The organism is Micromonospora sp. CP22, assembly GCF_009712475.1.
Classification (GTDB): domain Bacteria; phylum Actinomycetota; class Actinomycetes; order Mycobacteriales; family Micromonosporaceae; genus Micromonospora.
The window spans coordinates 202581-214091 of sequence record NZ_VCJO01000004.1; the positions used below are offsets into that span (position 1 = coordinate 202581).

Genomic DNA, 11511 nt, shown 5'->3' on the forward strand with positions numbered 1-11511 from the left:
CCGATCAGATTTCGAGTTCACACGGGCCGGCGGCGGCTGACACACAGGTCTGCACGCGTACGCCGTCACCCGGCAGGGCGGTGGTCAGTTGGCCGTTGCGCAGGTCGCGGACCGCGCCCTGGCGCAGCGGCAGCACGCACCCGAAGCAGATGCCCATCCGGCAGCCCGACGGCATGAGCACCCCGGCGTTCTCGCCGGCGTCGAGCAGCGGGGTGCCTCCGTCGGCGTCCACGGTCACCGACGAGCGGGTGAAGGTGACGGTCCCGCCGTCACCCGCGGTGATCACGGTGGGTCGGAAGCGTTCGGTGTGCAGCCGCGCGGCGTGGCCGCGAGCCGACCAGTGCTCCTCCACCGCGTCGAGCAGCCCGAGCGGGCCACAGGCCCAGGTCTCGCGCTCCAGGTGGTCGGGGACGAGGGTGTCGAGTTCGGCGACGTCCAGCAGGCCCTCGGCCTCGGTGTGCCGCTCGACGAGGCGGATCGCGCCACGGTCGGCGAGGTCACGCAGCTCAGCGCCGAAGACCACGTCGGCGGCGGTGGGCGCGGAGTGCACCACCACCACGTCGCTGTCGGCCAGCGCACCGGAGCGCAGCATCCCGGCCACCGGGGTGATGCCGCTGCCGGCGGTGAGGAAGAGGACCCGCGACGGGGCCCGCTGCGGCAGCACGAAGTCGCCGCGTGCCTGGTCGAGCTGCACGATCGTGCCCGGCTTGATCCGCCGGACCAGGTGGTTGCTGACCACGCCGTCGGGAATCGCCTTCACCGTCACCGTGATCGGGTCGGTACGCCGACCGGGGGCTGAGGTGACCGAGTAGGCCCGCCACTGGCGGACCCCGTCGACGTCGACGCCGAGCCGGACGTACTGGCCGGGGACGTGTCCGCGCCAACTACGGCCGGGCTGGATCCGCAGGGTCGCCGCGTCGGGGGTCTCCGGCTGCACGGCGACGATCCGGCCGCGCAGCTCGGCACCGGCGCGTAGCGGGGCGACCAGGTCGAGGTAGTCGCTGGGCAGGACCGGCGTGGTCACCGTCTCGGCGAGCCGCCACAGGCGGCGTCGTAGAGATCGTGTCGTGCCCGGTCGCGGGACGGTGGCGGTCATAACTCGATGGTCGCCGCAGGCTGGCATAAAATCTTGGCCGGTGAAGGTAAAGCGATCCATCCCTTTTGTGCGGGGAGAACAACCGTGGCGGAACCAGCCGGAACGACCAGAAGGGCGGCTCGCATCGCGCTGGACCAACGGGTGGCGCGTGAGCTGCGCGACCGGCTGCCGCTGGTCGCCGCGCAGACCGTCACCGCGATCACCGCCGAGGTGCCAAGCTACTCCGGCACTTTGACCGGGCAGATGCGGGACAAGATCGAGGGCGCGGTGCAGATCGCCCTGGGTACCTTCCTGCAACTGCTCGAACGATCCCAGTCCGCCGACCACGCACCGGCCAGCGATCCGAGCACCCCGCTGGGCCCGGCGCTGGAGGCCGCGTACGCCCTGGGCAGCGGCGAGGCCCGGTCGGGCCGCAGCGTGGACGCGCTGCTGGCGGCGTACCGGGTGGGTGCCCGGGTCTCCTGGCGGGAGTTGGCCGCCGCCACGGTGGCGACCGGCCTACCCGCCGCCACCGTCGCCGAGTTCGCCGAGTTGATGTTCGCGTACATCGACGAACTCTCCGCCGCCAGCGTCGCCGGGCACGCCGACGAGCTGGCCAGCGTGGGTCGGGCCCAACGGCGCAACCTGGAACGCCTCACCCAGCAGTTGCTCGCCGGAGAGGCGGAGGAGGTACTGCTGCGCAGCGCCGATCGGGCCGACTGGCCGGTGCCCGAGACCCTCACCGTGGCGCTGTTGCCGCAGGAGAAGCTGCGTGGGGCACTGGCCCTGCTGGACGAGCACACCCTGGAGAGCAGCGAGGAACTGCCGACCGGCGAGCCCGGCGAGGAGACCGCCGTGCTGCTCGTGCCGGACATGCACGGCGACCGTCGCCGACAGCTCGTCCGGGTGCTGCACGGCCGCCGCGCGGTGCTGGGCCCCTCCCGGCCCTGGGCTCGGGTCTGCTCGTCGTACCGGCGGGTGCTGCGGGTGGTCGCGCTGGGTATCCCCCAGCCCACCGACGGCGAGCCCCTGGACACCGAGGCGCACCTGGCCGAGTTGCTGCTCAGCGCCGACTGCGAGGCGCTCGCCGACCTACGCGCCCGGGTCCTGCAACCGCTCGCCGCGCTGCCCGCCGCCACCGCCGACCGGCTCACCGAGACGCTGCGGTCGTGGCTGCTGCACCAGGGCCGCCGGGACGACATCGCCGCCGACCTCTTCGTCCACCCGCAGACCGTGCGTTACCGGATGGGCCAGCTGCGCCAGCTCTACGGCGACCGCCTCACCGATCCGCGCAGCCTGCTCGACCTGACGGTCGCGCTCGCGTTCCCGGCCGGTGGCGCGCTGGCCGGGTAGCCGCCCCGACACCGTCGGTCACTCGGAGACCACCGGGCCCAACAGGCGGATCTCCTCGACGTCCAGTCTGGCCTGCAACTCCCACAGGACGGCGTCGTCGATCTCCCGCCGGTTCCGCATCCGGGTGACCTCGCGTCGCTTGTGCTCGAGGGCCGCCAGGCGCAGCTGACGTTCGACCTCCCGGGCGTCGAGCGAGTCCTGCTCCGGCTCGGACCGCACCGCGTCGAGGTGGTTGGTGTACTCGGCCCGGAGCCGCTGCACCGCCTCCTCCTCCGCACCCACCCGCTCGGCCAGATCGGGCAGGGCGTCGAGGGTGGCCTGGGTGGCCGCCACCTGCGCCTGCCGCACCTCCGAGACCTGTTCCGGGTCACCGCCCAACCCGGCCCACCGGAGCAGAAGGGGCAGGGTGGTGCCCTGCACGAGCATGATCACCAGGATCACCACGGCGACGGCGAAGATGATCAGGTCCCGTTCCGGCACCCGTTCACCGTCGATGGTCAACGGCACGGCGAGCGCCGCTGCCAGGGAGACCGCACCCCGGAAGCCGGCCCAGCCGGCGACCGTACGCACCCGCCAGCTGACCTGGCGGTCCACCCTCGACCGTCGCCAGTCCACCAGCCGGGCCACGGCGGCGATCAGGTGCAGCCAGAGCATCCGGACCAGCACCAGCACCACGGCCACCACCAGCGCGATGGCGACGGCCCGGCCGAGGGAGACGCTGGTGACACTCCGCACCGCCCGGGGGATCTGCATGCCCACCAGCACGAAGAGGGCGCCGTTGATGAGGAAGGTGGTCAGGTCCCAGAACGACAGCGCGAGTATCCGGGACCGTGCCCGGACCACCCGGGGGCTGGCGTAGGCGAGCATCAGACCGGCGACCACCACCGCCAACACCCCACTCTCGTGGATGCTGTCGGCGAGGAAGAAGGCGGTGAACGGGGTGAGCACGCTCAGCGCGCCCTCCCGCAGCGGGTCGTCGAGGCGCTTGCGGATCAGGATCACCACCGTGCCGACCAGCACGCCGACCGCGATGCCCCCGAAGAACGACAGGCCGATCCGTTCGACGAGTTCGACGGCGTTCGGTGCGGCACCCCCACCGAGCAGGCCGAGGGCGACGGCGAACAGCACCAGGGCGGTGCCGTCGTTGACCAGGCTCTCCGCGCGCAAGGTGGTCAGCAGGCGGCGCGGCATCCGCTTGGCCAGCCCGGCCACCGCTGCGGCGTCGGTCGGCGCGAGCACCGCACCGAGCACCCAGGCCACCGCCGGGTCGATGTCGAACCGCTGGAGGACCAGCGACACCGCGACCATCGTGACCCCGACCAGACCGACGGCCAGCAGCGCGATGACGATGATGTTCGCCCTGATCTCCCGCAGGCTGATGACCAGGCTCTCCCGGTACAGGATCGCGGGCAGGAACACCACGAGCACCAGGTCGGGTGCGAGCATCACCTCCGAGAACGGGGGCAGCAGCGCCACCAGGGCGCCGATGCAGATGAGCAGCACCGGCGGCGCCACCCGGTACCGGCCGCCGATGGTGGTGCCGACCAGCACGATGACGCCCAACGTGATGACCAGCAGCAGCTCACGCACCTCGTCCCCCGTTCGTCGTCCCCCACATCGTGGTACGCCGACGGGCCGCCCCGGGCCGATTCGGCGCAGGGCCGGACGTTCTGGACGTGCGTGGTGTTCAGCGACCGGGCGTCGCGCCCAGGTCTTCCTCGATGCGCTTGGCGGTGACCAGCAACGGCGGCAGCAACTCCCTGCGGACCATCTCGAAGGAGCCACGGCTGGCGTGGGCGGAGACGTTGACCGCCGCCACCACCGCGCCGTTGTCGCCGTGGATCGGCGCGGCCAGCGACCGCAGTCCCTCCTCCAACTCCTGGTCGACGAGGGCGTACCCCTGGGTGGCGATCTTCGTCAGGATGGCGCGGAGTTTGGCCGGGTCGGTCACGGTGCGTCGGGTCAACGGCCGCAGCCGCGCGGTGGCGAGATAGCGGTCCAGCCACTCGGCCGGCTGCGCGGCGAGCAGCACCCGGCCCATCGACGTGGCGTACGCGGGGAACCGGGTGCCGACGCTGATCCCCACCGTCATGATCCGCTTGGTGGGCACCCGGGCGACGTAGACGACCTCGTCGCCGTCGAGGACCGACACGGAGCAGGACTCGTGCACCTGCGCGACCAGCGCCTCCATGTGTGGTCGGGCCACCTCGGGCAGCCCCAGGCTGGACAGGTAGGCGTAGCCGAGGTCGAGGATGCGCGGACGCAGGGAGAACAGCCGCCCGTCGGTGCGTACGTAGCCGAGTTCGACCAGGGTGAGCAGGAAACGGCGGGCGGCGGCCCGGGTCAGGCCGGTGCTACGGGCCACGTCGCTGAGGGTGAGGCGCGGGTGCTCGGCGTCGAAGGCCCGGATCACCGCGAGCCCCCGCTCCAACGACTGGACGAACTCCCCCGAGCGGGCCGTTGCCTCGTCGGTCACTGGGCCTCCTGCCGCAGAGTCTGCTGGGCCACCTTGAACGCCCGGTTCGCCGCCGGCACACCAGCGTAGACGGCCACCTGGAGCAGCACCTCGCCGATCTCGTCGGGGGTCAGGCCGTTGCGCAGGGCGGCGCGTACGTGCATGGCCAGCTCCTCGTCGTGGTGCAGGGTGGCCAACACGGCGAGGGTGATGCAGCTGCGGGTACGGCGGTCCAACCCCTCCCGGGTCCAGATCTCCCCCCACGCGTAGCGGGTGATCAGATCCTGGAAGTCGGCGGTGAACTCGTCGGTGCCGGCGACCGCCCGGTCGACGTGCGCGTCACCGAGCACCTGCCGGCGTACCGCCATGCCGGCCTCGTAGCGCTGCTGGTCGGTCATGTGCTCACCGCGCCTGTCGGATCGAGATGGTCGACGAGTAGCCGGGTGACGGTCTCGGGCTGCTCGACGTTGGCCAGGTGCGCCGCGTCGTCGATCACGACCAGGCGGGCCGACGGGATCCGCTCGGCGATGGCGACCGCCTGCTCCGGCGGGGTCGCCGGATCGTCGGCGGCGGCGATCACCAGTGTCGGGGCGCGTACGGCGGCCAGGTCCGCGCGCAGGTCCATCGCGGCGATCGCCTCACAGCAACCGGCGTACCCGGCGGCGGGGGTGCTGAGCAGCAGGTCCCGGTGGGCGGCGACCACGTCCGGATGGGCGGCGGCGAAGTCGGCGGTGAACCAGCGCTGCACGATCGCGTCGGCGATGGTGTGCAGCCGTCCGGCCCGCACGGTCGCGGCCCGCGCCCGCCAGCCGTCGGCCGGTCCGAGCGAGGCGGAGGTGCACAGCAGGGCGAGGCGGTCGATCCGCTCGGGAGCGTGCGCGGCCAGCCACATGCCGACCATGCCGCCGAGGGAGAGCCCGGCGTAGTGGACGCGGGCGATGCCCAGGTCGTCCAGCAGCCGCAGCACCTTCCGGCCGAGCAGGTCGATGGTGTACGCCCCGAGCGGCACCGCCGAACCGCCGTGGCCGAGGTGGTCGTAGCGGACCACGCGGTACCGCTCGGCCAGCGCCGCCACCTGTGGTTGCCACATCGCGCCGGTGGTGCCGAGGGAACTGCCGAGCAGCAGCACCGGGGCGTCCGGCGGGCCGTCCTCGGTGGCGTGCAATCCGCTGGTCACGACGACTCCCGGTGCAGGTCGAGGGCGCGGTCGACGAGGTGCCCGGCGCTGCCGAGCCAACCGGCCGGGTCGAGTGCGGCGTCGACGTCCGCCGCCGACAGGTGGGCGCGCAGTTCCCCGTCGGCCAGCAGCGCCGCCCGGAAGTCGGGCTCGGCGGCGGCGCGGCGCACCAGGTCGTGGGCGGCGACCCGACCCAGGGCCGGAGCGAGTCGCGCGGCGACCGCCTCGGCGAGCAGCAGGCCGCCGGTGGCGTCCAGGTTGGCCCGCATCCGCTGCGGACGTACGTCGAGGTCGGTGAGCATCCGCGCGGTACGGGCCGCGGCCCCACCGGCGAGGCGCACCAGGTCGAGCAGGGGTTCCCACTCGGCGTGCCAGCCGCCGGTGGCCCGCTCGTGTTCCTGACCGGCGGCGGCGTACAACGTGCCGACGAGCCCGGGACCGCGCCGGGCGGCGGCGGTGACCAGCACCGAGTCCACCGGGTTGCGTTTGTGCGGCATCGCCGAGGAGCCACCGCGCCCGTCGCCGCCCTCGGCCACCTCACCGACCTCGGTCTGCGCGAGCAGGCCCACGTCGAGCGCGACCTTCCCGGTGGCGGCGAGCAACCCGCCGAGCGCCGAGGCCAGGTCCAGCAGCGGCTGGCGGCGGGTGTGCCAGGGCAGCGGACTCGCCGCCAGGCCCAGGTGCGCGGTGTACCGTTCGACCACCGCCGGTCCGGCCGAGGCGTACGCGGCGAGGGTGCCCACCGCCCCGCCGAGCTGTGCCGGCATGGCACCGACCGCGCGGGTCAGCCGGGCCTGCGCGTCGACCAGGCCGACCAGCCAGCCGGCCGCCTTGAGCCCGAAGGTGGTCGGTGCGGCCTGCTGGCCGAGGGTGCGGGCGACCATCAGGGTGTCGCGGTGGGTCCGGGCCAGTCGGGCGGCGGCGTCGGCCGCGTCGGCGACGTGTCGTCCCAGTGGCCCGGCGGCACGGACCACCACCAGCGACAGGGCGGTGTCGAGGATGTCCTGGCTGGTGGCGCCGTAGTGCACCCACGGTCGGGCCGGTTCGGCGACCGCCGCGGTCAGCTCCCGCACCAGCGGGACCACGGGGTTGCCGGCGGCCTCCGCGGCAGCGCCGAGGGCGGCCGGATCGTACCGCTCGACGCGGCACTGCCCGACGATCTCGTCGGCCGCCGGGGCGGGCACCGGCCCGGCCTCGGCACCGGCGCGGGCCAGCGCGGCCTCCGCGTCCAGCAGCGCCCGCAGCAGGGCGTGGTCGCCGAGCTCCGCGACGACGTCAGGTGTGCCGGAGAGCCCGCGCAGCAGTGCCTCAGACGGCGAAGAAGACGGTCTCATGCTCTCCCTGAAGGCGGATGTCGAAGCGGAACCCGTCCGTGTCCGGGCTGGCCAGCAGCGTGTCACGACGCCGTGGGTCGACCGTACTCAGCACCGGGTCGGTGGCGTTGGCGGCCTCGTCGGGAAAGTAGACCCGGGTGACCAGGCGGTGCAGCAGCCCTCGGCCGAACACCGACAGGGTCAGGTGCGGCGCCTCGGTGTCGCCGTCGAAGGTGGGCAGCGGCCCCGGCTTGACGGTGTGCAACGCGTACCGGCCCTCGCTGTCGGTCGCCGCCCGCCCGAAGCCCCGGAACCCGGGAATCGTCGACCGCCGCGCCCCGCGCGGATCGTCGGGATGGTCGAAGCGGCCGTCCGGGTCGGCCTGCCAGCTCTCCACCATCGCGTCGGCCACGGCGGCACCGGTGCCGTCGACGATCCGTCCGCGCAGCCAGAACGCCCCAGGCGTGCCCTCCGGCACCACGTACGCCCCGTCGGCCCAGGTCAGGCCGATGTGCAGGTACGGCCCGACGGTCTGGGCGGGCGTGACGCCCAGCGACTCACTCATCGTCGTCCTCGTCCTCGAACACGGTGGCCTCCCGGCCCCGCAACACGATGTCGAACTCGTAGGCCAGCGCCCACTCCGGGCGGGTGGTGGTGTGGTCGTAGCGGGCCACCATCCGCTGCCTGGCCCGCTCGTCGCGGACCGAATTGAAGATCGGGTCCTGGAAGAACAGCGGGTCGCCCGGGAAGTACATCTGGGTCACCAGCCGTTGGGTGAACGCCCGACCGAAGAGGGAGAAGTGGATGTGCGCCGGTCGCCAGGCGTTGTCGTGGTTGCGCCACGGGTACGCCCCGGGCTGCACGGTGACGAAGTGGTAGCGGCCGTCGGCGTCGGTCAGCGCACGCCCGACGCCGGTGAAGTTCGGGTCCAGCGGCGCCGGCCAGGTGTCGGCGGCGTGCCGGTACCGCCCGGCGGCGTTGGCCTGCCAGATCTCGACGAGGGTGTGCGGCACGGCCCGGCCGTCGCCGTCGAGGACCCGGCCGTGCACGATGATCCGTTGCCCGAGGGGCTCGCCGTCGTGCTGGCGGGTCAGGTCGTGGTCCAACTCGCCGATGCGGCCCTCGCCGAGCAGCGGGCCGGTGATCTCGGTGAGCCGCTGTGGCAGGTACGTCAACGGCTGCCGCGGTGCCCGCGCCACGGTGGACCGGTAGCCGGGGCTGAGCAGTGGTGGGTGGGCGTCGACGTCGTCGCGCCGGTAGCTCGGCAGGATCAGTCTCCGGTCGGCGTCCTGGGTCACGGCCGCTCCTCCCCTTCAGTCGCTCCGAGTATCCGCCGCCCGTTCACGCGGGCGTCCGCATGGTCGCTTCGAGGGCGCGCAGCACGGTGAGTTCCTCGGCGGTGGGCGGTTCACCGGTGCTCAGGTCGTCGGCCACCGCCAGCGGCCAGCCGGTGGCGTCGTGCACCTGTTCCACCGTGACGCCCGGATGCAGCCGGGTCAGGGTGAGTTCACGGCTGACCGGGTCGGCCTCGAGGACGCCGAGGTCGGTGATGACGGTGCGAGGTCCGCCGCCGCGCAGTCCGAGCCGGGCCCGGTCGTCGGGGCCGGAGCCGTAGCCGACCGAGGTCACGAAGTCGACGCGTTCGGTGAAGGTACGTCGGCTCTGCCGGACGATCACCACCACCTCACCGCAGGAGGCGGCGATCTCGGGAGCGCCACCGGCACCGGGCAGCCGCACCTTCGGACCGGTGTAGTCGCCACCGATGACCGTGGTGTTGATGTTGCCGTAGCGGTCCAGCTGCGCGGCTCCGAGGAAGCCGACGTCGATGCGCCCGGGTTGCAGCCAGTAGTTGAACACCTCGGGTACCGGGACCACGGCGTCGGCGGTATCGGCGAGGACACCGTCACCGATGGACAGCGGCAGCCGGTCCGGCTTGGCCCCGAGACAACCGGACTCGTAGATCAGCACCAGGTTGGGGGCGTGGGTGGCCCGGGCCAGGTTGGCCGCGGTGCTGGGCAGGCCGATCCCGACGAAGCAGGCGGTGCCGTCGCGTAGTTGTCGGGCGGCGGCCACCGTCATCATCTCGTCCGCCGTGTACTGCTCGCTCATGCCCGCCCTCCATCGCGCTCCGGGGTCCGCACGTGCGTGGCGATCCAGTCCTGGAACGTGTCACGGTCCCGGCTGATCTTGTCCCAGGCCACGTAGAAGGCGTTGTCGCGCACCGAGTAGCCGTGCGCGTACGAGGGATGGGCCCCGCCGGGTACGTGCGCCACCGCGCTGACCGCCCAGCCGGGCAGCACGACCTGACCGGCCACCGGGGTCAACTCATCGACGATCTCCTCGACGGTGACCAGTGACCGGCGGGCGGCCAGCACCGCCTCCTTCTGCACGCCGGTGATGCCCCACATCTGCACATTGCCCGCGCGGTCGGCGCGCTGGGCGTGCACCACGGTCACGTCGGGGTTCAGCGCGGGTACCGCGGTCAGGGTCTCCCCGGTGAACGGGCAGTCGATGCTGCGGATGTTGGTGGTGTGCCGGGGCAGGTCGGTGCCGGTGTAGCCGCGCAACACGGCGAACGGCAGGCCGGAGGCCCCGGCCACGTAGCGGTTGGCCATCCCGGCGTGGCTGTGCTCCTCCAACTCCAGCGGGGCCGGCCAGGCGTTCTGCACCGCGTCGCGGAAGCGGTGCAGCGATCCCACGCCGGGGTTGCCACCCCAGGAGAAGACCAGGCGGCGGGCGCAGCCGGCACCGATGAGCTGGTCGTAGATGACGTCGGGCGTCATCCGCACCAGGGTCAGGTCGCGCCGCCCCTGCCGGATGATCTCGTGTCCGGCAGCGAACGGGATCAGGTGGGTGAACCCCTCCAGCGCCACCGTGTCGCCGTCCCGGACCAGCTCCGCGACCCCTTCGGCCAGCGAGACGAGCTTCGCCATGTGCCTCCCTGCCTCCTGTGTCGAGCACCCGCCGAGATGTGTTCGCTATGCGGACTCACGTACTTATCTCGAACGTAATCCGCCACAGCGGCGTTCGTCAACGCGTAGAGGTCGGGCGGACGCCCCCCTTCGACGGATCGCGGGAAATGTCGCCGCGAGCCGTTGACGCGAGCCGAGTCCCCGTGCAAATGTCCTAGATGAGAACGCCTGTTCGTCTACCGAACACGCGTCGCGCACGCTCGGTCCCCGGCCGCCGCGCACCGTCGTACGCGAGCACCGCGCCGGCCGTCCCGTCCGCGACGTGAGGAGGAGCACCCATGCCCGACCCCGGTCCGCGCCGCGCCCGGCACGTCGACGACCCCCGCTGAGCAGCGCGGACATGGCGGGCAGGACGGGAACTCCCGGGGCCTCGGTGACCTCGCGGGTGCTGGCCGTGCTGGGCGCGTTCGACGCCACCCACCCCGCGTTGACCCTCAGCGACATCGCCCGGCGCAGCGGACTACCGCTGGCCACCACGCACCGGCTGGTCGCCGAGCTGGTGGCCGGTCGGGCGTTGGCCCGCGCCGCCGACGGCAGGTACACCATCGGCGTACGACTGTGGGAGGCCGGGCTGCTCTCGCCGCTGCACACCCGGCTGCGTGAGGTGGCACTGCCCTACCTTCAGGAGCTGTACACCGCCGTGCGCGAGAACGTGCACCTCGCCGTCCGCGACGGCGACGAGGCGCTGTACGTGGAGAAGGTCACCGGGCACCGGTCCGTGCCGACCATCTCCCGGGCCGGTGGACGACTGCCGCTGCACGCCACCGGCGTCGGCAAGGCGCTGCTCGCGTACGCCCCGCCGGAGGTGCTCGCCGCGCACCTGCGCCGGCCGTTGCGCCGCTGCACCGCGTACACGATCACCGAGCCTGGCCGCCTGGCCCGCGAGCTGGCCACGGTACGCGAACGCGGCTGGGCGCGGACCCACGAGGAGATGACCCTCGGCTCCTGCTCGGTCGCCGTCCCGGTGCGCGACGCCACCGGGGCCGTGCTGGCCGCGATCGGCGTGGTCGGGCACAGCCTCGGCACCACGCCGCGCCAGCTGGTGCCGGCGCTGCTGACCGCGGCCGACCGGATCGCCGCCCGGCTGGCCGATACCCCGCCGGTCGCCGACACCGCCTGACCCTCCCGAGCCGGGCTTCCACTGGGTGGAAACCGGCAGCGGCGGC

General features: G+C 73.0%; 12 protein-coding genes. 2 read left to right on the plus strand and 10 right to left on the minus strand.

From position 1 onward, the window contains the following. Window positions 1-4: 4 nt before the first annotated feature. A complete protein-coding gene (locus FF096_RS09500) occupies window positions 5-1096 on the minus strand; it encodes a ferredoxin reductase (protein ID WP_155216451.1) in 1092 nt (363 codons plus the stop codon). Window positions 1097-1180: 84 nt separating this feature from the next. On the opposite strand from FF096_RS09500, the gene FF096_RS09505 reads away from it, so the two are divergent. Then, the gene (locus FF096_RS09505; RefSeq protein WP_309222987.1) at window positions 1181-2428 is read left to right on the plus strand and encodes a helix-turn-helix domain-containing protein; all 1248 of its coding nucleotides are present in this window, start codon (window positions 1181-1183) and stop codon (window positions 2426-2428) included. Between the two features lie 18 nt (window positions 2429-2446). On the opposite strand, the gene FF096_RS09510 is transcribed toward FF096_RS09505, so the two are convergent. From FF096_RS09510 to FF096_RS09550, 9 genes are all read right to left on the minus strand, one after another. After that, window positions 2447-4018 (minus strand): Na+/H+ antiporter, encoded by a 1572-nt coding sequence (locus FF096_RS09510; RefSeq protein WP_309222988.1) that lies wholly within the window; start codon window positions 4016-4018, stop codon window positions 2447-2449. Between the two features lie 97 nt (window positions 4019-4115). Beyond that, window positions 4116-4904 carry an IclR family transcriptional regulator C-terminal domain-containing protein gene (locus tag FF096_RS09515; RefSeq protein ID WP_309222989.1) on the minus strand — a complete coding sequence of 263 codons (789 nt, stop codon included), beginning with the start codon at window positions 4902-4904 and terminating at the stop codon, window positions 4116-4118. After that, a complete protein-coding gene (gene pcaC / locus FF096_RS09520; RefSeq protein ID WP_155216455.1) occupies window positions 4901-5281 on the minus strand; it encodes a 4-carboxymuconolactone decarboxylase in 381 nt (126 codons plus the stop codon). The genes FF096_RS09515 and pcaC overlap by 4 nt, the downstream gene beginning before the upstream one ends. Further along, a complete protein-coding gene (gene pcaD, locus FF096_RS09525) occupies window positions 5278-6060 on the minus strand; it encodes a 3-oxoadipate enol-lactonase (protein ID WP_309222990.1) in 783 nt (260 codons plus the stop codon). The genes pcaC and pcaD overlap by 4 nt, the downstream gene beginning before the upstream one ends. Continuing rightward, window positions 6057-7394 carry a 3-carboxy-cis,cis-muconate cycloisomerase gene (pcaB, locus tag FF096_RS09530; protein WP_155216457.1) on the minus strand — a complete coding sequence of 446 codons (1338 nt, stop codon included), beginning with the start codon at window positions 7392-7394 and terminating at the stop codon, window positions 6057-6059. The genes pcaD and pcaB overlap by 4 nt, the downstream gene beginning before the upstream one ends. Further along, window positions 7369-7938, minus strand: a complete 570-nt coding sequence (gene pcaG, locus FF096_RS09535; protein WP_155216459.1) for a protocatechuate 3,4-dioxygenase subunit alpha — start codon at window positions 7936-7938, stop codon at window positions 7369-7371. Before pcaG ends, pcaB begins: the two co-directional genes overlap by 26 nt. Then, on the minus strand, window positions 7931-8671 hold the full coding sequence (pcaH, locus tag FF096_RS09540; RefSeq protein ID WP_309222991.1) for a protocatechuate 3,4-dioxygenase subunit beta: 741 nt from the start codon (window positions 8669-8671) through the stop codon (window positions 7931-7933). The genes pcaG and pcaH overlap by 8 nt, the downstream gene beginning before the upstream one ends. A 43-nt stretch (window positions 8672-8714) precedes the next feature. Then, window positions 8715-9482 (minus strand): CoA-transferase subunit beta, encoded by a 768-nt coding sequence (locus FF096_RS09545; RefSeq protein ID WP_155216461.1) that lies wholly within the window; start codon window positions 9480-9482, stop codon window positions 8715-8717. Further along, window positions 9479-10306: a CoA transferase subunit A gene (locus tag FF096_RS09550; protein ID WP_155216463.1), complete on the minus strand. Its 828-nt coding sequence runs from the start codon at window positions 10304-10306 to the stop codon at window positions 9479-9481. Before FF096_RS09550 ends, FF096_RS09545 begins: the two co-directional genes overlap by 4 nt. Before the next feature lie 379 nt (window positions 10307-10685). On the opposite strand from FF096_RS09550, the gene FF096_RS09555 reads away from it, so the two are divergent. Next, window positions 10686-11465, plus strand: coding sequence for an IclR family transcriptional regulator (locus tag FF096_RS09555; RefSeq protein ID WP_155216465.1), 780 nt, complete (start codon window positions 10686-10688; stop codon window positions 11463-11465). The last annotated feature ends 46 nt before the right edge of the window (window positions 11466-11511 follow it).